Below are 23956 nucleotides of genomic sequence, written 5' to 3' on the forward strand. Positions count from 1 at the left end.
GTGCCCGGGCGGCCTGTATTGAAGTTCGTTGATGCAACCTTGCGCCCTGGATCGAGAAACGTCAATATAGGGGCATGCCGAAACAAGAGCTCGAGGTGAACGGCCGGGGCGGCGCCGGTGCCGGCGCCTGCTGCCCGGGCCTGGCCGCCGCGCCACTGGACGACGAACGCGCCGCGGAGCTGGCCAAGGTCTTCAAGGCGCTGGGCGATCCGGTGCGGCTGCGCCTGCTGTCGATGATCGCCTCGCGGGAGGGCGGTGAGGTGTGCGTGTGCGAGATGACGCCGGCCTTCGACCTGTCCCAGCCGACGATCTCCCACCACCTCAAGCTTCTGCGCCAGGCCGGCCTGATCGACTGCGAGCGCCGTGGTACCTGGGTGTACTACTGGGCGCTGCCCGGGGCCCTGGACGAGCTCGCCGGGTTCCTGACGACGCCGAAAGCCGCCCGGACGACGGCGTGACCGCGTCCCTCGGCCGCCGTGTCGCGGCCGAGGGACGCGAAGACCGCCCGAGTCGGTCGTGTGAGACTGCCGGTCCCCCGAGAGAGAGTGCGCCGATGCCCCTTCCGTACGTGCTGTTGTCCGCCGCCGTCTCCCTGGACGGCTACCTGGACGACACCGGCCCCGATCGCCTTCTGCTGTCCAGCCCCGCCGACTTCGACCGGGTCGACGAGGTACGGGCGTCGGTCGACGCGATCCTGGTCGGAGCCGGCACTCTGCGGGCCGACAACCCGCGGCTGCTGGTCAACTCGCCCGAGCGGCGCGCCGCCCGAGTCGCCGCCGGGCGGCCGGAGTACCCGTTGAAGGTCACGGTCAGCGCCTCCGGAGAGCTGGACCCCGAGGCCCGCTTCTGGCACACGGGCGGGGAGAAGATCGTCTACACGACCGACAAGGGTGCCCAGCGGCTGCGTGAGGCCGGTGTCGGCGCCCGGGCCGGCCACGGCGTCGACATCGTGGCTCTGGGGGACGCGCTCGACTGGCGGCTGCTGCTGGAGCATCTGCACGACGTGCGCGGGGTGCGCCGACTGATGGTCGAGGGCGGCGGGACGGTGCACACCCAGCTGCTCCAGCGGCAGCTCGCCGACGAGGTGCAGCTCGTCCTGGCCCCGCTGTTCGTCGGCGACCCCCGGGCGCCCCGGTTGTTCGGTCCCGGCGCGTATCAGGGCGGGCGGCTGCGACGGGTGGAGACGCGGGCCATCGGCGACGTCGTCCTCGTGCGTTACGAGCCGACCGCGCCCGGCACCGGGGACGAGGCCGTCCCCGCGGACCGGCACTGGCTCAGGATCGCCTGCGAGCTGGCGGCCCAGTGCCCGCCCTCGCGGACCGCTTTCAGCGTGGGCGCGGTGGTGGTCGCCGCCGACGGCACCGAGCTCGCCCGGGGCCACTCGCGGGAGGGCGGCGACCCGGTCGTGCACGCGGAGGAGGCGGCACTGGCCAAGATCGATCCGGCCGATCCGCGGCTGCCGGCCGCCACGGTGTACAGCAGCCTGGAACCGTGCGCCCGACGTGCCTCCCGGCCGCGCCCGTGCGCCCGGCTGATTCTGGACGCGGGGGTACGGCGGGTCGTCACGGCCTGGCGGGAACCGGACACGTTCGTCGAGGCCGCCAACGGGGCCGCGGTGCTCCTGGGCGCGGGCGCGGACGTCGTCGTGCTGCCCGAGTTCGAGGGTCCGGCCCGGGAGCCCAACCGGCACCTGGAAGGCGAGGCCCTGGCCCGGGCGGAGGAGAGGCGCTGACGGAGGCGGAGGAGGGGCGCCGGCGAGGGCCGGACCGAGCGTCGGAGAAAGGCCGGACCGAGCGTCGAAGAAAGGGGTGCGCGGGCCGCCCCGCGGATGGCGTACACTGGTGTCATGCCGACGCGGGGTGGAGCAGCTCGGTAGCTCGCTGGGCTCATAACCCAGAGGTCGCAGGTTCAAATCCTGTCCCCGCTACTGAAGGCTCAGGGCCGGAATCCGAACGTGGATTCCGGCCCTGAGTGTTTTCGACCCCGGGTCCGATCCGGGAATCCGCTTCGCGCATGCGCGCGTGGGACGCGCCGGTGATGGTCACGCTCGGCAATTGGATGATCTCCCTCCGCATAACATCTGAGACACCGTCAAATCCTCTGTGACTGCTGTGATGCAGGCGACTCGCCCGTTTTTCGGTGTCCTGGCCCAAAAGTCCTGGCCAAAAAGGTTTAAGGATCAAGCCGGACGGCTTGGAATCGCGCCCCGGCGTCTATTAACGTTCGATAACGCAGCGCGGTCGTCCCAGCCGTCACAAGAGGCGGCTCCGTGCGCACGCGCCGAATCCCGCGAGGGAACCGGGGAACCACCAACGTGGGGTGAATCGCGCGTCATCCACCGTGGCAGCACGGCTGATTGACGCGCGTAGGAGACCTTCCCGCTCCGAACCCGTCAGCTAACCCGGTAGGCGAGACGGAAGGAAAGGAGTACGCCCGAGTGGCGTCCAACCGGCCCGCACCAGAAGCCCCGTCCCTGCCGAGCCAGCGCACCGAGACCTTCGGATACGGCGCTCGGCGCCCCGACGAGGGCCCTTGGGAGGAGTGGAACCCCACCGAGGACTCCCTCCGCCCGGTACGTGGCCGACACCGGGTGGCCAAGCAGCGCGGCGGCGGGCTCGCCCGCAGCTCCACCGTGCTCGGCGTGGGTGTCATAGCCGCCGTCGGCGCGGGCGGCATGGCCAGCGCCAACACCGGCAAGCCCCCGGTCTCCATCTCGATGCCCGACCTGCCCTCCGTGGAGTCCCTGCCCGCCGTCGGCGCGCTGTTCCACGAGACCGACCACGACGCCCCGCAGGGCTCCGCGACCGTGCTCAGCGACGTCGGCGTGAGCTCCGCCGAGACCGGACAGGGCACCTCGGACGCGGGCGAGACGCTGCGCAACCGCATCATGGCCCAGGCCGAGCAGCAGCAGGTCCAGGTCGAGGCCAAAACCCAGCGGGCCGCCGAGGAAGCCGCCGCCAAGAAGGCCCAGGAGGCGGCCGCCAAGGCGCAGAAGGAGGCCGAGGCCAAGGCCGCCGCCGCGAAGAAGAAGGCGGAGGAGGAGGCCAGGAAGAAGGCCGAGGCGGAGCGGCTGGCGGCGCTGGCCAAGCAGTACACGCTGCCGACCTCCTCGTACACCCTCACCTCCACCTTCGGTGAGGCCGGCTCCATGTGGTCCTCCGGCTACCACACCGGTCTGGACTTCGCCGCACCCACCGGCACCCTGATCAAGGCGATCCACAGCGGCACCATCACCGAGGCCGGCTGGGCCGGGGCCTACGGCTACCGCACGATCCTCACCCTCGACGACGGCACCGAACTGTGGTTCTGCCACCAGTCGTCGATCAGTGTCTCGGTCGGGCAGAAGGTGACCACGGGCGACGTCATCGGCCGCGTGGGCGCCACCGGCAACGTCACGGGCCCCCACCTGCACCTGGAGGTCCACCCCGGCGGCCAGGCCACCGGCATCGACCCGATGGCGTGGCTGCGGGAGAGGGGCCTCAACCCCTGAGGCCCCGGGCGTCGAAGCCCGTTTACGCGATTTTTGCGGTCAGGTCCGGCGGGGCGCGGAATGGGCCCCGCCGGCCTGGTCGTTGACGCCGTACATGACTTCCCATCGCAAGCTTGGCTCGTCCGACCTCGAGGTCTTCCCGCTCGCCCTCGGCGGCAACGTTTTCGGCTGGACCGCCGACCAGCAGCGGTCCTTCGCCGTCCTGGACGCCTGCACGGCGGCAGGCGGCAACTTCATCGACACCGCCGACTCCTACTCGGCATGGGTGGAGGGCAACGAGGGCGGCGAGTCCGAGACGATCATCGGCAGATGGATCAAGGAGCGCGGCAACCGCTCCGACGTCGTCATCGCGACCAAGGTCAGTCAGCACCCGGACTTCCGGGGTCTGTCCGCCGCTAACATCAAGGCGGCGGCCGACGCCTCCCTCACGCGCCTGGGCACCGACTACATCGACCTGTACTACACCCACTTCGACAAGCCCGAAGTGCCGGTCGAGGAGATCGTCGGCGCGCTCGACGAGCTGGTGAGGGCGGGCAAGGTGCGGCACATCGCCGCCTCCAACATCTCCGCCGAGCGCCTCCGGGCCTCCCTGGACTTCTCCGACCGCGAGGGCCTCGCCCGGTACGTGGCGCTCCAACCGCACTACAACCTCGTCTCGCGCGACACCTACGAGGGCCCGCTGCGGGACGTCGCCGAGCGGTACGGCCTGGCCGCCGTGCCGTACTACGCGCTCGCCTCCGGCTTCCTGACCGGCAAGTACCGGCCCGGCGCGACGGTGGACAGCGCGCGGGCGCAGGGCGCCGCCAAGCACCTGGAGACCGACCGCGGCCGGAAGGTGCTCGCCGCCCTCGACGAGGTCGCCCGCGCCCATGACACCGAGGTCGCCACGGTGGCCCTGGCCTGGCTCGCGGCCCAGCCGACAGTGGCGGCCCCGATCGCCTCGGCCCGGACGGTGGAGCAGCTCCCGGCGCTGCTGGGAGTGGCGGAGCTGCGCCTGACGGACGACGAGATCGCACGGCTGACCAGGGCGTCGGCCTGAGCTCCGGCCCGGCAGCCCGGCGGCTGAGTGCGGCAGCCCTACGGCTGAGTCCGGTAGGGGTTGTACGGGCCCGCGGGGTGCGGCGCCACCGGCCCGGCAACGCCGTACCCCGGCCCGGGCGCACCCGTACCGTGCCCCGGCCCGGGCGCACCGGCCCCCGGCAGGCCCGGCGCGTGCAGCACCGGGCCGGGCATGCCGGGCCAGGGCGGCTGCGGGTGCGCCGCGTACCTCTGCGACTGCCCGTACACCCCGTACACGGGCCAGGGCGGGGCGACGACCCGCACCGGCGGGGCGGTCATCCGGGCCGCGTGGTCGAGCGCGGGCTGGGCGACCTCGCGCCGCCGCCACATCTCGTGGAGGAGCTCACGCTCCCGTACGGCGAAGTCGGCCCCGGCCCGTCCGAGGCGGCCCCGGCGGCGCAGGAAGGCCAGCGAGGTCGCGTACGCCTCGTACTGGGCGACGGTCCGGGCGGCCGGCTTGCCGAGGTGGTGTCCGGCGTAGTCGCGGGCCATCCGGCGGGCCCGCATCGAGCCCAGGGCGAACGGCTCGGCCGGGGTGAGCCACCCGGCGGCGGCGTACGCGGGCAGTTCCTCGCGGACGGCCCGCAACTCGCGCTGCCGGGTCCAGATGACCAGCCAGGTCAGCAGCCCGAACGCGGGCACCATGAAGGCGCCGTAGACGGCGTAGAAGCCGAACACGCCGAAGGTGGACGATCCGTTCCAGAAGGCGTGCATGCCCATCGCGAGCAGCAGCCCGGCCGGTGGCAGCAGCAGGCGACGCAGGCGTCGGCGCTCACCGGTCATGGTCGCGGCGATGCCGAAACCGATGCCGGTCAGCACGGTGAACAGGGGATGCGCGAACGGTGACATGACCACGCGCACGAAGAAGGTCGCCGCGGTGACGGAGGCGATGCCCCGGCCGCCGGCCATCTGGTCGGCGCCGAACGCGGTCCCCAGGTAGAGGATGTTCTCGGTGAACGCGAAGCCGGTCGCGGTCACCCCGGCGATGACCACCCCGTCGACGATGCCGGTGAAGTCGCGTCTGCGGAAGAGGAAGACCAGCAGCACTGCGGCGGCCTTCGCGGACTCCTCCACGATCGGCGCTATCACGGTCGCGCCGAGTGTGTCCGCGCCCGCCGGGTCGGCGGTCGCGGTCGCGATCCACTTCGTCGCGAAACTGTTCGCGACGATCGCTATCAGCGCCGCCGCACAGGCCCCCCAGGCGAAGGCGAACAGCATGTTCCGCCAGGGGCCGGGATCGACCCGGTCCAGCCAGCGGAAGGCGGCCACCAGCAGCGGCACGGGCAGTACGGCCAGCCCGAGCCCCACCAGGAACCCCTCGGTGCCGGTCTGCCGGCGGACGAGGGCGAGGATGACGAGACCGGACAGCGCGAGCAGGGCGGCGAGTGCGCCGTACCGCACCCGTCGTCGCTGCCACCAGTGCGCGTGGGGCGGCCGACCGCCGACGGGGGCAGGGCCGCTGCCGCTGGGCTGCGCCGGGTACGGAGGACAGGTGGCCACGTGATTGACCCTAACGAGGGAGGGCGCCGCCGCGCGACGGTGCCTCGTTGCCAATAGGGGACGCGAACAGGCTCGTCAGCCGGTGACACCGTGCTGTACGCGACGGAAGAGAAGATCGTTCACCACGTGTCCCTTGTCCAGCCCCTGGCCCTCGAAACGTGTCCGCGGCCGGAAGTCGGGGCGCGGTGCGAAGCCGTCGTCGGGCTGGGTGTTCTCGTAGTCCGGGTGCGCCGTCAGCACTTCGAGCATCTGCTCGGCGTACGGCTCCCAGTCGGTCGCGCAGTGCAGGACCGCCCCGGGCTTGAGGCGGGCGGCGGCCAGCGTCAGGAACTCCGGCTGGATCAGCCGCCGCTTGTGGTGCCGCTTCTTGGGCCAGGGGTCGGGGAAGTAGACGCGCAGCCCGTCCAGGGAGTCGGGGGCGAGCATCTCGCGCAGCAGGATGATCGCGTCGCCGTTGCCGACCCGGACGTTGGTCAGTCCGTGGCGGTCGGCGAGGCCCAGCAGGTTGCCCTGGCCGGGGGTGTGCACGTCGACGGCGAGCACGTTGGTGTCCGGGTCGGCGGCGGCCATCTGCACGGTGGCCTCGCCCATGCCGAACCCGATCTCCAGCACGACGGGACGGGCGTTGCCGAACAGCTCGGCCAGGTCGAGCACCCGCTGCCCGTCGATGTCCAGCCCCCAGCTGGGCCACAGCCGCTGGAGGGCGTCCGCCTGCCCGGCGGTCACCCGGCTGCGCCGAGGCTGGAAGCTGCGGATCCGCCGCTCGAAGTGCGACCCGGCCGGATCGGCCTTGGGTCCGTCGGGGAACCGCGGCTCTCCCTTGGCCCGGGTACGCCGGACGGACGCACCGGGGACGCGAGGGGCCCCGGGGGCCGGAGACAGGTTCAGGGAGTCAGACACATCAGACACAGTGGTACCGATTTTAGGGGCAGGGCGGCTCTTGCCGTCCCGTCCGCTCGAACACCTCACCGCCCCCGCCGTCACCGCACCTGAGCCAGCACCTCCAGCGCCCTCCTCGCCACCTCCCGGCCGATCGGCAGCGAGGCCGTCGCCGCCGGTGAGGGTGCGTTGAGGACGTGCACCGCCCGCGCCCCCTCCTGGATCAGGAAGTCGTCCACCAGCGTGCCGTCCCGGAGGACGGCCTGCGCCCGTACGCCCGCGGCCGCCGGCACCAGATCGTCCTCCGCCACGCTCGGCAGCAGTCTGCGCACCGCCTCCGTGAACGCCGCCTTGGACAGCGACCGCCGCAGTTCCCCGGCCCCGTACCGCCAGTGCCGCCGTGCCATCCGCCACGTACCGGGCCAGCTCAGCGTCCCGGCCAGCTCCCGGGGGCGGACGACTCCCCAGCCGTACCCCTCCCGGGCGAGCGCGGGCACCGCGTTCGGCCCGATGTGGACACCTCCGTCGATACCCCGGGTCAGATGCACCCCGAGGAACGGGAACGCCGGATCCGGCACCGGGTACACCAGCCCGCGCACCAGATCCGGGCGGGCCAGCTCGTAGTACTCCCCCCGGAACGGCACGATCCGCACGCCCGGCTCGTCCCCGGTCAGCCGGGCCACCTCGTCGCACCGCAGCCCCGCGCAGTTGACCAGCACACGCGCGCGTACGACATCCCCGCGCGCCGTGCGGACGGCCACGCCCAGCTCGGGCCGCCGGTCCACCCGCACGACCCGTGCCCCGTAGCGGATCTCGGCGCCGGACGCGGCCGCCAGCTGCCGCGCGACCGCCACGTAGTCGCAGATCCCCGTCGTCCCCACGTGGATCGCGGCCAGTCCGCGCACCTCCGGCTCGTACTCCCCGATCTGGGTGGCGCCCAGCTCCCGCACCGGGATGCCGTTCTCCCGGCCGCGCTGCACCAGCGCGTGCAGCCGAGGCAGCTCCTCCCGCTCCGTGGCGACGATCAGCTTGCCGGTGACGTCGTGCGCGATGCCGTACTCCGCGCAGAACTTGACCATCTCGGCGGCGCCCCGCACCGCGTACCGTGCCTTCAGGGATCCGGGCCGGTAGTAGATCCCGCTGTGGATCACGCCGCTGTTGCGTCCCGTCTGGTGCCGGGCCGGGCCCGGTTCCTGCTCCAGCACGGTCACGTGTGTGCCCGGCGCGGCACGTGTGATCGCGTACGCCGTCGCCAGGCCGACGATCCCGCCTCCGATCACCAGCACGTCACAGTCGTAAGCGATGTCCGGCCGCACCCGCTCCACCTCCCGGTACCGATAGTGCACTGCGCCACTGACAATGCCCTCGAACCGGGAGCCGGTGTCCGGACGTCCCGTCCCCCTCCGGCCCGGACCGGGTCGTCGGCCCCCGGGTCCCGTCGAAGCCGTCCCCCTCCGGCCCGTCAGGCCGGGGCCATCAGCAGCGGCCGTGCCCGCTCCCGCAGCTCGGCCACGCGGGGCTCGTCGCCGTAGGGCTCCAGCCGGTGCAGGAGGTCCTTGACGTACTCGGTGGTGCGCGCCGAGGAGATGCGCCCGGCGACCTCCACGGCCCGTACGCCCTGCTCGCAGGCCGCGTCCAGGTTGCCCGACTCCAGTTCGGCGACTGCGGAGACGACCAGCCGCAGGCCGTGCGAGCGCACGAACTCCTCCGTCGGCTTCGACAGCGCGTGCTCGGTGAAGCGTCGGACCTGGCGGGGCGCCTTCAGGTCGCGGTAGCACTCCGCGGCGTCGGCGGCGAACCGGTCGTAGCCGTAGAAGCCCAGCCAGGTCGGGTCGTTGTCGCCCTCGCGCGACCGCTCCAGCCAGCCCTCGGCCGCCTTCAATGCCGCGCCGGCGGCCTGGGCGTCTCCCGCGCGCGCGTGGGCGCGTGCCTCGACGAGGCGGAAGAAGCTCATGGTGCGGGCCGTGGCCAGGCCGCGGTTGCGTTCCAGGGCGGCCTGCGCCAGGTCGACGCCCTCGTCGCCGAAGCCTCGGTAGGTCGCCTGCAACGACATCGACGCCAGGACGTATCCCCCCAGCGGCACGTCGGCCGCGGCCCGGGCCAGGCGCAGCGCCTGGATGTAGTAGCGCTGCGCGGCCTCCTGCTGGCCGGTGTCGAAGGCCATCCACCCGGCCAGGCGGGTCAGTTCGGCGGACGCGCCGAACAGGGCGCGGCCGACCTCGTCGGAGTACGAGCCGAGCAGCAGCGGTGCCGCCTCCACCCGTAAACACTCGGGCACCATCGACGAACGCCAGTCGCCACCTCCGTACTTGGAGTCCCAGCGTCTGGCGTCCTCGGCGGCCTCCCGCAGCTTGCGCACATCGCTGTGGCCGACTTTGATCGGCGCGCCCGAGCCCTCCACCCCTGCCGCCTCGCGCGCCACCGAGCTGTCGGCCGGGGTTATCAGCCACCGCGAGGCGGGCGTCGCGTAAGCGGTCACCGCGAACGAACCGGCGAGCGACTGCCAGATGCCGCCGGAGCCGGCCCGGCGGCCGGCGAGGTCGAGCCGGTACAGCTCCGTCGCCGACTTCACCGCCTGGCCCACGTCTCTGGGGAAGGCGAGGCCCACCTCGGGTGCGGGATCCGCGTCCGCCAGGCCGATCTCGTGGAGCGGCACCGGACGGCCGAGCTTCTGACCGATGGCGGCCGCGATGAGGTGCGGGGCCGCGCCCTGCGGCACCATGCCCTTCGACACCCAGCGCGCCACCGAGGTCTTGTCGTAGCGAAGAGTCAACCCGCGTTGTGCGCCGAGGTCGTTGACGCGTCGCGCGAGTCCTGCGTTGCTGATTCCCGCGAGGGCGAGAACGGCGCCGAGCTTTTCGTTCGGCCCGCGTTGCTCCCTGGACATGCGCCACCCCTCGACACCGACGCCCGCCGCGCTGGCATAACCACGCGGCATTCGTAAACCCAGCGTAGTTCGCCGCATCCCAAGCGTTAAGGGGCATTCTTCCGGATGGCGGGATTGTGGCCCGTACGGAAGTGCGGGCCCTGCACGGACGGTTGCGGCGTGCCCCTGGTGTGTGGCCGTGCGCCCGTCCGTGCGCTCTTCTCCGGCCAACGCGGGAGCGGTTCCATGGTCCTTGCGTGGGTCGGCCCGCTGTACTGGATCCAGTGGGCTGGGGGACACCGCCGCCTTCATCCCCGCGGGCGGCGGAACGGTCCGGGAGGCGAACTCCGCCTCCCGGACTGTGCGTTGTCCGCGCACCGCGCACGGCATGTACGGAGCGTGCGCGCGCCTGTGCCCCCGGCCGGGAAATGGCTTGAAACCGCCCCCGCTTTGCGCCGTCAATTACGGCTCCTACCACGGCACTTGACGGCGCACGGGGTGTTGAGGGGAGCGCATCAGGGGGCGCATTCAGGTCGCAGCAGCCGCGCCCGGTACGGGCGTTCGCCATCGCCGCGGCAGGCGCGCGGGGGCGCGCACCGCGGACCGAAGGCGGCTCCGCCTCCCCTCCGGCGCGCCTCCTTCGTGGCAGCATGGTGACCCGGTTCATCCGGTGCACTGGTTGTCCACAGTCGGTGGAGGCGTCGATGCGGTGGTTGGTGGGTTGGAGCAGCACCGCCGCGGGCCCCGACCGGATCGGCTCCGCGGGCGCCACCGGATACGACGGGGAGACCGTGCACCCGGTGGGCTCGCAGCTCCTGTGGGGCGACCCCGACCCGTTGTGGGCGGTCGGCGACTGGCGTCCGGACGAGGTCCGGCTGGTGCGGGTCGACGCGCAGACCAGGATCGCCGTGCTCGGGATCTGCGGCGCCTCCGACGAGCAGCTGCGGGTCGGTCTGCTCGCCGCGCGCGGGGGCGCGCTGCGCCATCTGACCGCCTGGCCCGGCAGTTACACGGCGGTGGTCCAGGTGGGCCGCCGCATCACCGTCTGCGGCGACCTCGCGGGCGCCCGCCCCGTCTTCCACACCCCCTGGGCCGGCGGCACGGCGTACGCGACCGCCGCGCTGCCGCTGGCCGACCTCGTCGAGGCCAACCTCGACTTCGGGCATCTCGCCGCCCTGCTCGCCGCCCCCGACGTACCGGCGGCGCTGCACGACTCCACACCGTACGAGGGCGTACGGCGCATCCCGCCGGGGCACGCGCTGATCCTGCGGGCCGGGGCGCGCGAGGTCGCCGGGTACGAGCCGGTCGCCTCGCTCGCGGTCGCGGCGCCCCCCGCCGACCCCGACAGCGCGGTGGGCGCGGTGCGCGACGCCCTGGTCGACGCCGTGCGCGTGCGGCTGTCCGCACCCCGTCATGTGCCCGACATCGACCCCGGCCCGGTGCCCGGCATGGGACCCGCCGAGCGCCGCGCGGCCCGCGGCATGCCGGTGCCCGGCATCGGCGCGGACCTGTCCGGCGGGCCGGCCTCGGGCACACTCGCACTGCTGGCGGCGGGCCTGCCGGGCAACCCCGGCACGCTCCTGGGCCACGGCACCGGCGCCGGCGAGCGCCTGCTCGCCGTCACCTTCAACGACCTCGCCGTCGGCGGTCGGGAGGCGGAACTGGAGCGGGCCGGGGCGCTCGCCGCCAATCCGCGCCTGCACCACGTCGTGGTGACGGGCGGCGAGGAGGCCCTGCCGTACGCCGACCTGGAGGGGCCGCTGACCGACGAGCCCGGGCCGTCGCTGGTCACGGCGGCACGCCACCGGGCACGTCTGGTCTCGGGCAGCGCGGACCACTTCACCGGCCACGGCGCCCGGCAGGTGCTCGACGCCCACCCCGCGCGCCTGGCCGACCTGCTGATGGACCGCCGCCGGCGCCACCTGGTCCGGCCGGTCGCCGCGCTCGCCAAGGCCGACGGATCGGTGCTGGTCCCCGCACGCGTGTACGGCGCGGCGCGGCGACTGGCACGGACGTCGTACCGTGCGGGCCTGGAGGCGCTCGCCGAACGGCTGCTGCACCGCCGCTTCGACGAACCCTCGGGCGCGGTGGGGGCCTCCCTGGCAGCCCTCACCTGGGCCGGACCCGGGCCCGCGGCACGCTGGCTGACCGGTGAGGCGCTGGCTGAAGTATCGGTTCGCCTGCACGGCGCGACCGGCCGGTCGACGGTCGGTCCGGGCCAGCGGCCGGGGGACTACCGCGCGCGTGCCGCCCTGGCGAGACATGCCGCGGACCTGCGGGTCCTGGAGCAGGCCGCGGAGATCCGCTCCCAGCGGCTGCACGCCCCCTTCTTCGACAACCAGGTGGTCCGCGCCTGCCGTGCCCTGCCGGAGGCACTGCGGGTGCGGCCCGGGGCGCGGGCGGCCGTCCTGCGTACGGTCCTGGAGGGCGCCGGAGTGGCCGAACTGCCGCCCGGCTGGGGAGCCCCCTCGCACGCCCCGTCGGCGGTCGCGGCCCGCGCGGGCCTGCGCGTGGCCGTGGACGACCTGATGGCCCTGTTCGCGACCCCGCTGCTCGCGCAGGCCGGCCTGGTGGAGGCGCGGGTGGTCCGCAAGGCCCTCCGGGCGGCGGCCGAGGGAGAGCCGCTGCCCCTGGACGGGCTGGCCGACCTGGTGTCCCTGGAGGTGTGGCTGGGACGCCTGCTGGCCCGCCGGGGAACCTGCTGGACCGGCACGCCCGCGCGCGCACGCGCGGTCCCCGCGGGGATCGTGCCGCAGCGGGGTGCGCTGGCGTCCGGGGGATGACGTCGCGAGGGCCGGGGAGCATGTCGGGGGTGGGCTGGGTGGCCCTCTGTGACATGAACGACGTCCGGCGACCGGTGGCTGAGCGCTCACGGCGGTGGGCAGCGGCGGTACGGCGGTGCCGGGGCCCTTCACTGACCCGCGCCGGAGGTGCCCGGCCGTGGGGCCGCCTGGTCCGGGCGGAGGCGCCCTGACGGCAAACTCGGTGCCCGGCTTGCTGCACCCGGCGACAATGAGCCGGTGCGGTACAGAATCCTGGGCGTCACCCAGGCGGAGGACGGCGACCGGGACACCGGCGTGTCTTTGTCCCGGGACACCGGCATGCCCGGGGACGCAGGCATGCCCGAGACAACCGTCGTGCCGGTCGGTGGCCCCCGCCTGCGCGCCCTGCTCACCGCCCTCGCACTGCGGGCGGGCCGGGTCACCGCCCCCGAGGCGCTGATCGACGAGGTGTGGGGCGACGACCCGCCCCAGGACGCCCCGGCCGCCCTCCAGGCCCTCGTCGGCCGCCTGCGCCGCGCTCTGGGCAGGGGGGCCATCCGTTCCGAGGCGGGTGGGTACCGCCTCGCTGCCCGACGCGAGGACGTGGACCTCTTCGTCTTCGAACGGCTCGTACGGGACGGCACCGCGGCCCTGCACCGCGGTGCCGCCGACGCGGCGGCGCGCACCCTGGACGCCGCCCTCGCCCTGTGGCGCGGCCCCGCCCTCGCCGACCTGCCCGACCGCGCCGCCGCCGCCCGTCCCGAGGCCCTGCGGCTGGAGGCGGTCCGCGCCCGCGCCGATGCGAGGCTGCGGCTGGGCCGGGCTTCGGAGGCCGTACCGGAGCTGAGGGAGCTGACCGCGGCGCATCCGTACGACGAACCGCTGCACGCCCTTCTCATCCGCGCCCTGCGCGACACCGGACGCGGCGCCGACGCCCTCGCCGCCTACGAGACCTTCCGCCGCGCCCTCGCCGACGGCCTCGGCACCGACCCCGGCCCGGAACTGCGCGCCCTGCACGCCGAGCTGCTCGCGCCGAAGACGGAGCCCGCCGACCGCGCGACCGCGAGCGATCCCGCCATCGGGGCCGGTTCCGGGACCGCGGCCGGAGCGGGAGTCGCGGCCCGAGCTGGAGTCGCGGCCGCGCCGGTGCCCTCGCCCTCGCCGAACCTCGGAATCGCATCGGCCCTGGCATCGGCGCCCGCGCCCGCGTCCACACCCGCCGCAGAACCGTTTCCCGACCGCACCGGCGCCGCCCGCCGCACACCCCGGGACCCCGAGCGGACCGGCAACATCCGTCCGCGTCTTACCTCTTTCGTGGGCCGGGAACCCGAACTCGCCGCCGTACGTTCCGATATGCACAGGGGTCGCCTGGTCACCCTCACCGGACCGGGCGGCTCCGGGAAGACCCGCCTCGCCGAGGAGGCCGCCGCCGGTCTGCCGCAGGCGTGGCTGGTCGAGCTGGCGCCGCTCGACCGGCCGGAGGCGGTGCCAGGCGCGGTGGTCAGCGCGCTCGGTCTGCGGGAGACCGTGCTGATGACCAACGAGCTGACGGCCCCGCAGGACGATCCCTTCGCCCTGCTCGTCGATTACTGCGCTTCGCGCCGAGAGCTCTTGATCCTTGACAACTGCGAACATGTCATCGGCGCCGCCGCCGAGCTCGCCGAGACCCTTCTCACCCGCTGCCCGGGGCTCACGATCCTCGCCACCAGTCGCGAACCCCTGGGGGTGCCCGGTGAGTTGGTGCGCCCGGTCGAGCCGCTGCTGCCCGACCAGGCGCACCGCCTCTTCGCCGAGCGCGCCGCCGCCGTCCGCCCCGACGCCGACGCCGTGCTCGGCGACGCGGAGGCGGTCGCGGAGATCTGCCGTCGCCTCGACGGCCTGCCCCTGGCGATTGAGCTGGCAGCCGCACGGCTGCGGCTGCTCACTCCCCGGCAGATCGCCGACCGGCTCGACGACCGCTTCCGGCTGCTCACCGCCGGCAGCCGCACGGTCCTGCCCCGCCAGCAGACCCTGCGCGCCGTCGTCGACTGGTCCTGGGACCTGCTCGACGAGCGGGAGCGGACGACGCTGCGCGAGGTGTCCGTCTTCGCCGGCGGCTGGGACCTGGCCGCCGCCGAAGCCGTGTGCACCGGCCCGGTGGCGGATCTCGTCGGTGCGCTCGTCGACAAGTCCCTGATCGTGGCGACCCCCGCCGACGGCGACGGCGGCATGCGCTACCGGATGCTGGAGACCATCCACGAGTACGCCGTCGAGCGCGCCGCCGAGGTCCCGGGGCTGCGCGCCGCCGCCGCACGCAGGCACCGGGCGTGGGTGCGTGCACTCGTCGAGGAGGCCGAACCGCTGCTGCGGTCGGCGGCCCAGCTGCCGTGGATCGCCCGACTGGAGAGCGAGCTGGACAACATCCGCGCGGCCCTCGACCGTGCCCTCGCGGCCGGCGACGAGGAGGAAGCGGGCGCACTCGTCCTCGCCATGGGCTGGTTCTGGTGGCTGCGCAACTACCGTCGGGAGGCCGCCGAATGGGCGCAGCGCGTCCTGTGCCTGGGCGCCGCCGGCGCCGACCCCGTGGACGCCCTGCTCGACGCCCCGGACGGGGAGAGCGGCCACCCGCTGCGCGCCCTGCGCATGGACCTGCGGATGCTGCACCTGTTCCTGATCTCCGAGTCCCAGCCGCCGGACGAGGTGCGCGGCGAGCGGTTCCAGCGGTACGTCGCCCGTGTGCGGGCCGCCTACGAGGCCGGCGGTCCCTGGGCAGCCCGGATGCCCGGCATCATCTGGCCGCTGACCGTCTACTACGCGGGTACCCCGGACGAGGTCCGGCCCGCCATGGACAGGGCGGTCGCCAACTGCCGTGCCTACGGCGGGGACTGGGAGACCGGTGTCACCCTCATGTTCCGCACCCACCTGGTCGTCGACTCCCCGGGAAACCTGCGCGGCGTCGACGACGACCTGGCGGAACTGCGGCGGCTCAGTCGGCGTGTGGGCGACCGCTGGATGCGGGCCCAGGTGTGCAGCGCGTCCGGTGAGGCGGCCATGGCGCGCGGCAGGTACGAGGAGGCGCGCGGCGAGTACGAGGAGGCGCTGCGGCTCGCCCACGAGGTGGGCGCGCACGCCGAGTCGCCGTTCCTTCTCGCACGGCTCGCCGAGATCGCCTACCGCTCGGGCGACCGGGCCGGTGCCCTGAGCACCCTGGAGGAGGCCGGTGCGGCGGCCGATCGGCACCGGGTGGCGGACTCACGGGCGTTCGTGGCACTGCTGCGGGCGCAGATCGCCCTGGACGACGGAGATGTGGCGGCTGCGCGCACAGTGTGGGAGGCGGCTCGCGCGGAGAGCGAGCGCGGTACTCCGCCGCCGCAGTTCGAGGCGATGCTGGGTGCGGTCGGTGCCCTTGTCGCCGTCGGGGAGTCCGGCCCCGAGCGCGGGCTGCCGCTGCTGGCCGACGCGCTGCGCACGGCCGTCGAGCAGCGGTGCTCGGAGGTGGTCAGGGCGGGGCTGGTCGACATGGCGGCCGAGCCGCTGGCCCGTCTCGGCGAGCTGCCGCGCGCCGTCCGTCTGCTCGCCGCCGCGGACCGCTGGCGCGGCGGCCGCCCCCGAGCCGCGCAGGAGCGCGCGGTGGCGGACCGCATCGAGGCCGCGGCCCGAACGGCCCTCACCGCCGACCGTTGCGCCGCCGAGCGCTCCCGCGGCGCCGCCCTCACCGTGGACGACGTCCTGGCCGAACTCGCGCGGGCGGTACGGGCCCACCCCGACCGAACGGGCCGGTGACGGGCGCCTGTCCGCAGGTGAACCGTGACCGCGCCCAGTCCGCGAGCGTCACGGTGTCGAAGGGGCGATGCGGCTCGACGACCAGCCGTACGGTGTCACGGTCGGCGAGGCTCACATGGACCGGGACGGCCGGTTCGCCGCCCGCGACCGTCCGGGAACTCCACAGCAGCCCCCCGTCCTCGTGCCGTCGGCGTTGGGCGGGACACCACCGGACGCCGGTGCGGTACCGCCGGCCGGGGTGGGCGTGCCACCGCCCGGGGCGCCGGCCGACCGGTCCTGCTCCGGTACGTGCGGCCGGTGGTCCTGGTGCGGCAGCTGAGGCGGGCGCGGACCTTCCGCGCCCGCCTCGCCGTCATCGCGTGATCCGCCCCGCCCGTCAGTGCCCATCGCCGATAGTCCCCGCCGTCAGCCCAGCCGTCCCGTCGTCCGGGCAGACTGCCACAGGGCCGACGTTCAGAACGGGGCAGGAAGGATCCTCCACTCGTCCGTGGGGACTTGCCGCGACGCACTACCGGAATTCACCCCACGGGGAACGCTCCCCACACCGTCGCTCCGCCACGCCGTGGACCCACCGTGCGCCGCCTCCAACTCACGCCGGCCGCGACCGCAACCCCTCCAGCAGGATGTCCAGCAGCCGCGCCGATGCCGCCGCCTGCTGGTCCGCGTCCGGCAGCGAGGGCGCCGCCGTCGCGATGACCAGCAGCACGTCCGAGACCGACACGTCCGGCCGCAACTCGCCCGCCGTGCGTGCCCGCTCCACCAGCCGGCCCACGACCTCCAGCAGCGCCGCCGCCCCGGCGTCGTCGCCCACCGCGTCCGGCGCGAGGGCCCCGGCCCCGTCGGGCACGAGCCGCAACTCCCCCGGACCCGGCTGTATCCGCTGCTGCGGCACCCGCGCCCCGTCCGGCCCGGCCGCGGCGCCGGAACGGTCCTCGGCGACCCCGACCCGCAGCACCTGCGGCGGCAGCAGCCGCCCGGCACCCGACGCCACCGACGTGCGCAGGAACCGCGACAGCGCCGACCACGGCTCGTCCTCCTGGCCGAGCGCGGCCCGCGCCTGCTCGGTCAGCCGGGCCGTCTCCTCCTCGGCTATCCGCCGCACCAGGACGTCCTTGCTCGGGAACCGCCGGTACACCGTCCCCACACCGACCCGCGCGCGCCGCGCCACGTCCTCCATCGGCGCGCCGTAACCCAGCTCGCCGAAGACCTCGCGCGCCGCCCGCAGCACGTGCTCGAGATTGCGCTGTGCGTCCACGCGCAGCGGAGTCGTCCGGGCCGACCGGCCGTCCTCCCCGCGCCCGCCGCCCGCCGCCGCGCCCATCGCCCCGCCACCGGGTACGACGGCGGACGCGGTGGACCAATGAGTGTCCTGAGTGTGCATGAGTGATCCCCCGGTAATGACGTCTCCCCCCGGAGACTCCCCGCCGCTGAATCCGGGGTGTGCGGAACAGGGATCACGCACGACCGACCCCGTTCGCCGGAACCCGAGCAGGCCCCGCGGACTCGTTCGACTACATCCCTTACACCCCGTCGAGACACGAACATAGTTGAGCGGGGGTCAATTCAGAAGGGGCAGGTTCCGCACGGAGCGCCCCCCGATCGGAGTACGGGCCGCATACGTCCCGAATGCCGTCCCTGCCACGCCCCACCCCATACCGTCTGACCTGCACGACTTCCCCGCACCCCGGTGATCTGGCCGGCCCCGCTCGGCCTCGGCCCGCGGTCACACAATTCGTCGAGCCTGTGGACAAACGACAGTCACGGGTGCGTCATGGGATGGTGAAGGAACGTGCGCGCATTCTCGTCGTCGGCGGCGGCTACGTCGGCATGTACACGGCCCTGCGCCTCCAGCAGCGCATGAAACAGGAGCTCAGGAGGGGCGATATCGACATCACCGTCGTCACGCCCGACCCCTATATGACGTATCAGCCCTTCCTTCCCGAGGCGGCCGCCGGTGCGATCTCCCCGCGGCACGTCGTCGTGCCGCTGCGCCGCGTCCTCGACCGGTGCCGCGTCATCGCCGGCGAGGTCCAGAGCATCGACCACGCGCACCGCACCGCCACCCTCACCACCCTGGCCACCGAGGAGCGGGGCGGCACCGAGCGGCTCACGTACGACGAACTCGTCCTCGCGCCCGGTTCCGTCTCACGCACCCTGCCCATCCCCGGCCTCATCGACTACGGCATCGGCTTCAAGACCGTCGAGGAGGCCATCGGACTGCGCAACCACGTCATCGAACAGATGGACATCGCCTCCTCCACCCGCGACCTCGACGTCCGTGACGCCGCCCTCACCTTCGTCTTCGTCGGCGGCGGATACGCCGGGGTGGAGGCCCTCGGTGAACTGGAGGACATGGCCCGCTACGCCGCCCGCTACTACCACAACGTCAAAGCCGAGGACATGAGGTGGATCCTCGTCGAGGCCTCGGACCGCATCCTGCCCGAGGTCGGCGAGGAGATGGGCCGCTACACGGTCACCCAGCTGCGCCGCCGCAACATCCAGGTGCTGCTCGGCACCCGTCTGGAATCGTGCGCCGACCGCGTCGCCGTCCTCAGCGACGGCCAGCGCTTCCCCACCCGTACGGTCGTCTGGACCGCCGGCGTGAAACCGCACCCCCTGCTGGCCGCCACCGACCTGCCTCTGGACGCCCGCGGCAGACTGAGGTGCACCCCGCAGCTGACCGTCGACGGCGTCGAGCACGCCTGGGCCGCGGGCGACGCCGCGGCCGTCCCCGACGTCACCGCCGCCGAACCCGGCGCCGACACCGCCCCCAACGCCCAGCACGCGGTGCGCCAGGCCAAGCTCCTCGGCGACAACATCGCGCGCTCCCTGCGCGGCGAACCCCTCCGGACGTACGCGCACAAGTACGTCGGCTCGGTCGCCTCCCTCGGGTTGCACAAGGGCGTCGCCCAGGTCTACGGGCGCAAACTCAAGGGCTACCCGGCGTGGTTCATGCACCGCGCCTACCACCTCAGCCGGGTGCCCACGGTCAACCGCAAGGCCCGGGTGCTCGCCGAGTGGACCCTGGCAGGACTGTTCAAAAGGGAGATCGTCTCCCTCGGTTCGCTGGAACACCCCCGCGCGGAGTTCGAACTGGCCGCCGGTGGAAAGCATCCTCTCGACCCGCACATCAACCCGAAAGGGTCGTCCTGACCGGACCGAGGAACTCCACCGGACGCCCAGGCGTCCCAGGGATGTCGGCCCGAGGCGGCCACACTGCCAGACTGGTCCCCGACCGGGGGCGGTCGACCGTCCACCCCCGATGAACCGAGGACGCCTTCCGCTGTGCCGCACCCCCCGGGGCAGCGACCCCGTGCGGTCACCGCCGCGCGGCCCTACACCCCCGCCGGGCCCGGAGCCGGCCTGAGACGACAGACACGAGGCAAGGATTCGTGAACTTCACGCGCTGGAGCGCCCGGCTCCCCGGAATCCCCGGCACACAGCGTCGCGCCGCAGCCCGGACCGAACTCGCCGCCCCCACCGACCGGCGGGCCGACGGCTCCGTACCCGCCGCCACCACCGACCGGCAGGCCGACGGCTCCGTACCCGCCGCCCGCGTCGAACAACTGGCCGACGGCACCGCGCCCGTGCCCGCCGTCGACGAACTCCCCGCCCGCGAAGTCCTCGACCGCGTCCCCGCCCTCGTCGCCCTCGTCCACGGCGGCGACCACCGCATCGCCTACGTCAACGACGCCTACACCTCCGCCTTCGGCGCACGACCCCTCGGCGAACCCGCCCGCGACGCCCTCCCCGAACTGCGCGACCTGGGCCTGCTCCCGCTCCTGGACCAGGTCCTGCGCAGCGGCCGGCCCCGCACGCTCAAGTCCCGCAGGGCACCCGACGGCCGCTCCTACACCTTCACCTGCACCCCGGTCAGCGAGGCGGACAGCCGGTCCCGCACCACCGGTTCGGGAGTCCTCGTCTTCGCCACCGACGTCACCGACCACGCCGAAGCCGCCGAGCGCCTGCGCGCCAGCGAACGCCGCCAGCGCGAAACCGCCGTCACCCTCCAGCGCTCCCTGCTCCCCCAGGTCCTCGAACAACCCGACGACCTGCGCATCGCCGCCACCTACCAGCCCGGCGGCACCGAAGCCGCCGTCGGCGGCGACTGGTACGACGTCATCACCCTCGGCGGCGGACGCACCGCCCTCGTCATCGGTGACGTCATGGGCCGCGGAGTGCGGGCCGCCGCCGTCATGGGGCAACTGCGCACCGCCGTCCGCGCCTACGCCCGCATGGACCTGCCGCCCCACGAAATCCTCCAGCTCCTGGACGGCCTCGCCGCCGAGATCGACCCCAACCAGATCGCGACCTGCGTCTACGCCGTCCACGACCCCAACGAGGGCCGGCTGGTGTACTCCTCGGCCGGCCATCTGCCGATCCTGGTCCGCGACGAGAACGGCACCGTGCTGCGCGCCGACGAACCCACCGGCCCCCCACTGGGCACCGGCGGCTGGGTGCACTCCTCCGGCTCGGTCCCGCTCGGCCCCGGCGCCACCGCGGTGCTCTACACCGACGGCCTGGTCGAACGCCGCGACGAGGACCTCGACGAGGGCATCACCTCCCTGGAGCGCGCCCTGGCCGGGGCCACCGGAACCCCTCAGGTCGTCTGCGACCGCCTGGTCCGCTCCGCCGGCGTGCAGGCCGACCACGACGACGACGTGGCCGTCCTCGTCCTCCAGCACCCCGCCCGCACCGGCCCGGACAGCGAACTCTTCCGCAACGCCGCCCTGGAGCTCCTCGGCGGCGTGGAAGCCGCCCCTCGCGCGCGTGCCTTCGCCTCCGGCGTCCTGACCAGCTGGCGCTTCCCACCCGAACTGCACGACCTCGGCGTCCTCGCGGCCAGCGAACTCGTCGCCAACTCCCTGCAGCACGGCACACCCCCCATGCGCCTGCGCCTGCGCCGCACCGACCGCCGCCTCATCGTCGAGGTCACCGATGGCGACGACCACCTGCCCAGGCGCCGCCGCGCCGAACCCGTCGACGAGTCCGGCCGGGGCATCGCCATCGTCGCGACCATCGCCTCCAACTGGGGCGCCCGCCGGACCCCTGGCGGCGGGAAGACGGTGTGGTGCGAGTTCACCCTGCCGAGGAAGCAGCCGTAGCGGCCGCCACCCGAAGGCGACGGCCGCTGCTGTGGCCGGCGAGGAGGCTCACGCCTCCGCGGTCACCGCCGGAGCGGCCGCTCCACCGCGCGCCACCACCCGGCTGCGCGCGCCCCACGGATGGTCCTGTGCGGCGGTGAGCCCCCGTCCCAGCCGAAGCGCCAGGACACTGACCCCGAGCGAGAACAGCAGGAACGTCACCACGTACGGTCCCGGCAGCGACGCGGCCAGCGGGCCGCCCACCGCCGGCCCGACCGCCAGCGCGAGCTGCTTCACCAGGGCGAACGCCGAGTTGTACTGCCCGGCCATGCCCGTCGGCGCCAGGTCGGCCACCAGCGGCGCGAGCGTCGGCGACAGCATCGCCTCGCCCAGACCGAACAGCGCGTACGTCGACACGAACGCGGCCGTCGCCATCGCCTGGCTCGCGTGCCCGAGCCCCGCGTACGCCGCCGCGCCCCAGGCGACCGCCCAGACCACGCCCACCGCCGCGATCACCCGCGACCGCCGGCGCCGCTCGACGAACCGCAGCACGGCGAACTGAGCCACCACGATCATCAGCGTGTTCGCGGCCAGTGCCGTGCCCAGCGCCGACGTCGATATCCCGGCGGCCTCCACGCCGTAGGCGCTCAGACCCGACTCGAACTGCCCGTAGCAGGCGAAGAACAGCACGAAGCCCAGCACCGACAACTGCACCATGGCCCGGTTGCCGAGCAGCTGCCTCCAACTGCTCCGCGCCGAGTGCCCGGCCTCCGCCGGCGTCTCCTCGACGCGTGGCGCACGGGGCATCCGCACCGTCGCCATCAGCACCACCAGCAGCAGGAAGACCGCCGCCTCGATCGCGAAGAGCAGAGTGAACGAGGAGACCCGGCTGACGTCGACGAGGTGACCGCCTATGAGGCCGCCGACCCCGAGTCCCAGGTTCTGCAGGAAGAACTGCATCGCGAACGCCCGCGACCGCGTCTCCGCGCCCGAGCAGTCCACGATCATGGTCGCCAGCGCCGGCTGCATCACCGCCTGCCCTGCCCCGAGCGCGCCCGCGGACAGCAGGACGGTCCACGCATGACCCGCCAGACCCAGGCTGAGCGCGCCCAGTGCGGCCAGGACCAGGGCGGTGATCAGGACCGGCAGCGGGCCGCGCCGCACGATCGCCCTGCCGGCGAACGGCAGCACGATCAGCGCGGCCACGGCGAAGACGGCGAGGACGAGCCCCGCCGTCATGGCTCCCAGGTCCCGCACCTGCGCCACGTAGACGTACAGGTAGGGGACGGTGAAGCCGAGCCCGAACGCGCTGAGTGCGTTGCCCACGTGGATCCGGCGCATCGCTGCGCCCATCGCCCTGGTCACGTTCACCTCTCTCTGGTGGTACTGCGGATGGTTGGAGTGCCTCACTACTTAGAAGCGAAGACTTCGAAGCTAAAGTTCGACTCTAAAGACTATACACTGAAGGACTTCGATGCCGGCGGTCTCGTGCGATACTGCGGACATGGGCGAGACCTCCGGCAGCAGCGGCGACAGCGACGGCATCGACACCGAGCCGACGCTCGAGGAGCAGATCGCCGCCTACCAGCGCGAGTTCCGGGACCTCGACCCGCAGGTCGAGAAGATCGTCTCGGCCCTCTCCCGCCTGAACCGCCGGATGAACGTCGCCTACGGCCGGCAGACCGCAGCCCTCGGCATCAGCAACGCCGAGTGGGAGGTCCTCAAGGCGCTGGTCCTCTCCGGAGCCCCCTACCGGCTGGGCCCGAGCGAGCTCGCCAAGCGGCTCGGCCTCACTCCGGCCGCGATGACCCACCGCATCGACCGCATGGTCACCGAGGGCCTGGTCACCCGGGAGCGCGACGAATCCAACCGTGTGCGGGTCATCGTCGAGCTGACGCCGGAGGGCCGCGAGAAGTGGCTGGAAGCCATGCGGCTGGCGACGGTGTTCGAGGGCGATCTCCTCCAGGACCTCTCTCCGGCGGAGCGCACGGTCCTCGGCGAGGTGCTGACCAGGCTCCTGCGCCGGGTCGAGGAGACCCAGCCGGACGCCGGTGGACGGCTCAGCGACCTCGACTAAAAGATCTTGACAGCGGGCGCTTGACAGTCTCCTCGCGGATCCGTAAAGTTCTCCGGGTTGTCGAGGAGCCGTAACGGTTCTCCGGCAGCACCTCCCGCCGCACCAGCGGCACCCCAAACCACCAGCACGATCGCCCCGACGGGTTGTTTTCGGCGTGCCCGAATTCAATTCGAAAGGGACTCGTCGACCCGAGCCGGATCCACTCAGGACCCGATTGGGAATCGCCGAGGAGATCCGCTAAGGTTTGAAACGTCGGAACGGCCCAACGGCCGGGAGGACGAACCCCGCTGACCGGGGATCAGGCCGAAAAGGATCTGATAGAGTCGGAACCGCCGGAAAGGGAAACGCGAGAGCGGGAACCTGGAAAGCACCGAGGAAATCAGGTCGAAAAGATCTGATAGAGTCGGAGACACCGAAGGGAAGCGCCCGGAGGAAAGCCCGAGAGGGTGAGTACGAAGGAAGCGTCCGTTCCTTGAG

At 73.4% G+C, this 23956-nt stretch carries 16 protein-coding genes, 1 tRNA gene and 1 riboswitch; of the genes, 10 read left to right on the plus strand and 7 right to left on the minus strand.

Annotated elements, in window-relative coordinates:
* The first annotated feature begins 74 nt into the window (after positions 1-74).
* The 5 genes from ACWDUZ_RS20815 to ACWDUZ_RS20835 all read left to right on the plus strand — a co-directional run bounded on the left by ACWDUZ_RS20815 (position 75) and on the right by ACWDUZ_RS20835 (position 4529).
* Positions 75-458: an ArsR/SmtB family transcription factor gene (locus tag ACWDUZ_RS20815; RefSeq protein WP_451633250.1), complete on the plus strand. Its 384-nt coding sequence runs from the start codon at positions 75-77 to the stop codon at positions 456-458.
* Positions 459-553: 95 nt separating this feature from the next.
* The gene (locus ACWDUZ_RS20820; protein ID WP_451633251.1) at positions 554-1732 is read left to right on the plus strand and encodes a dihydrofolate reductase family protein; all 1179 of its coding nucleotides are present in this window, start codon (positions 554-556) and stop codon (positions 1730-1732) included.
* A gap of 121 nt (positions 1733-1853) precedes the next feature.
* Positions 1854-1927, plus strand: a tRNA-Met gene (locus ACWDUZ_RS20825).
* A gap of 341 nt (positions 1928-2268) precedes the next feature.
* Positions 2269-2426, plus strand: a riboswitch (cyclic di-AMP (ydaO/yuaA leader).
* An 11-nt stretch (positions 2427-2437) separates the two neighbouring features.
* On the plus strand, positions 2438-3490 hold the full coding sequence (locus tag ACWDUZ_RS20830) for a M23 family metallopeptidase (protein ID WP_451633252.1): 1053 nt from the start codon (positions 2438-2440) through the stop codon (positions 3488-3490).
* Positions 3491-3584: 94 nt separating this feature from the next.
* Positions 3585-4529 carry an aldo/keto reductase gene (locus tag ACWDUZ_RS20835; RefSeq protein WP_451633253.1) on the plus strand — a complete coding sequence of 315 codons (945 nt, stop codon included), beginning with the start codon at positions 3585-3587 and terminating at the stop codon, positions 4527-4529.
* A 38-nt stretch (positions 4530-4567) separates the two neighbouring features.
* Here ACWDUZ_RS20835 and ACWDUZ_RS20840 read toward each other — a convergent pair whose 3' ends face one another.
* The 4 genes from ACWDUZ_RS20840 to ACWDUZ_RS20855 form a co-directional block, all read right to left on the minus strand.
* Complete coding sequence (locus ACWDUZ_RS20840) at positions 4568-6049, minus strand: PrsW family intramembrane metalloprotease (RefSeq protein ID WP_451633254.1); 1482 nt, start codon at positions 6047-6049, stop codon at positions 4568-4570.
* A 75-nt stretch (positions 6050-6124) separates the two neighbouring features.
* A complete protein-coding gene (gene trmB / locus ACWDUZ_RS20845; protein WP_451633255.1) occupies positions 6125-6949 on the minus strand; it encodes a tRNA (guanosine(46)-N7)-methyltransferase TrmB in 825 nt (274 codons plus the stop codon).
* A gap of 80 nt (positions 6950-7029) precedes the next feature.
* The gene (lhgO, locus tag ACWDUZ_RS20850) at positions 7030-8274 is read right to left on the minus strand and encodes an L-2-hydroxyglutarate oxidase (protein WP_451633256.1); all 1245 of its coding nucleotides are present in this window, start codon (positions 8272-8274) and stop codon (positions 7030-7032) included.
* A gap of 116 nt (positions 8275-8390) precedes the next feature.
* Positions 8391-9815, minus strand: a complete 1425-nt coding sequence (locus tag ACWDUZ_RS20855; protein WP_451633257.1) for an MFS transporter — start codon at positions 9813-9815, stop codon at positions 8391-8393.
* 683 nt (positions 9816-10498) lie between these two features.
* Between ACWDUZ_RS20855 and ACWDUZ_RS20860 the strand changes: the two genes are divergently transcribed.
* Positions 10499-12577, plus strand: coding sequence for an asparagine synthase-related protein (locus ACWDUZ_RS20860; protein WP_451633258.1), 2079 nt, complete (start codon positions 10499-10501; stop codon positions 12575-12577).
* Between the two features lie 237 nt (positions 12578-12814).
* Entirely contained in the window at positions 12815-16318 is a 3504-nt protein-coding gene (locus tag ACWDUZ_RS20865; RefSeq protein ID WP_451633259.1) for an AfsR/SARP family transcriptional regulator, read from the plus strand.
* Here ACWDUZ_RS20865 and ACWDUZ_RS20870 read toward each other — a convergent pair.
* A complete protein-coding gene (locus ACWDUZ_RS20870) occupies positions 16248-16487 on the minus strand; it encodes an NPCBM/NEW2 domain-containing protein (RefSeq protein ID WP_451633272.1) in 240 nt (79 codons plus the stop codon). The genes ACWDUZ_RS20865 and ACWDUZ_RS20870 overlap by 71 nt on opposite strands.
* Positions 16488-16907: 420 nt before the next feature.
* Positions 16908-17699: a TetR/AcrR family transcriptional regulator gene (locus tag ACWDUZ_RS20875; protein ID WP_451633260.1), complete on the minus strand. Its 792-nt coding sequence runs from the start codon at positions 17697-17699 to the stop codon at positions 16908-16910.
* Between the two features lie 395 nt (positions 17700-18094).
* Between ACWDUZ_RS20875 and ACWDUZ_RS20880 the strand changes: the two genes are divergently transcribed.
* Positions 18095-19471, plus strand: coding sequence for an NAD(P)/FAD-dependent oxidoreductase (locus ACWDUZ_RS20880; RefSeq protein WP_451633261.1), 1377 nt, complete (start codon positions 18095-18097; stop codon positions 19469-19471).
* Positions 19472-19710: 239 nt separating this feature from the next.
* Positions 19711-21423, plus strand: coding sequence for an ATP-binding SpoIIE family protein phosphatase (locus tag ACWDUZ_RS20885; RefSeq protein ID WP_451633262.1), 1713 nt, complete (start codon positions 19711-19713; stop codon positions 21421-21423).
* 48 nt (positions 21424-21471) lie between these two features.
* Here the strand turns inward: ACWDUZ_RS20885 and ACWDUZ_RS20890 are convergent, their stop codons facing one another.
* Positions 21472-22755 (minus strand): MFS transporter, encoded by a 1284-nt coding sequence (locus tag ACWDUZ_RS20890; RefSeq protein WP_451633273.1) that lies wholly within the window; start codon positions 22753-22755, stop codon positions 21472-21474.
* Positions 22756-22906: 151 nt separating this feature from the next.
* Here ACWDUZ_RS20890 and ACWDUZ_RS20895 point away from each other — a divergent pair, with 151 nt between their 5' ends.
* On the plus strand, positions 22907-23479 hold the full coding sequence (locus ACWDUZ_RS20895; RefSeq protein WP_451633263.1) for a MarR family winged helix-turn-helix transcriptional regulator: 573 nt from the start codon (positions 22907-22909) through the stop codon (positions 23477-23479).
* Positions 23480-23956: the final 477 nt, after the last annotated feature.

This window comes from Streptomyces sp. NPDC003393 (assembly GCF_053589015.1).

What these genes read in the sequence shown, in the direction of transcription:
- ACWDUZ_RS20890 (WP_451633273.1), bottom strand. Translation starts at nt 22,755, where the DNA reads ATGGGCGCAGCGATGCGCCGGATCCACGTGGGCAACGCACTCAGCGCG.
- ACWDUZ_RS20880 (WP_451633261.1), top strand. Translation starts at nt 18,095, where the DNA reads ATGGTGAAGGAACGTGCGCGCATTCTCGTCGTCGGCGGCGGCTACGTC.
- ACWDUZ_RS20835 (WP_451633253.1), top strand. Translation starts at nt 3,585, where the DNA reads ATGACTTCCCATCGCAAGCTTGGCTCGTCCGACCTCGAGGTCTTCCCG.
- ACWDUZ_RS20860 (WP_451633258.1), top strand. Translation starts at nt 10,499, where the DNA reads ATGCGGTGGTTGGTGGGTTGGAGCAGCACCGCCGCGGGCCCCGACCGG.
- ACWDUZ_RS20855 (WP_451633257.1), bottom strand. Translation starts at nt 9,815, where the DNA reads ATGTCCAGGGAGCAACGCGGGCCGAACGAAAAGCTCGGCGCCGTTCTC.
- ACWDUZ_RS20875 (WP_451633260.1), bottom strand. Translation starts at nt 17,699, where the DNA reads ATGCACACTCAGGACACTCATTGGTCCACCGCGTCCGCCGTCGTACCC.
- ACWDUZ_RS20820 (WP_451633251.1), top strand. Translation starts at nt 554, where the DNA reads ATGCCCCTTCCGTACGTGCTGTTGTCCGCCGCCGTCTCCCTGGACGGC.
- ACWDUZ_RS20815 (WP_451633250.1), top strand. Translation starts at nt 75, where the DNA reads ATGCCGAAACAAGAGCTCGAGGTGAACGGCCGGGGCGGCGCCGGTGCC.
- ACWDUZ_RS20895 (WP_451633263.1), top strand. Translation starts at nt 22,907, where the DNA reads ATGGGCGAGACCTCCGGCAGCAGCGGCGACAGCGACGGCATCGACACC.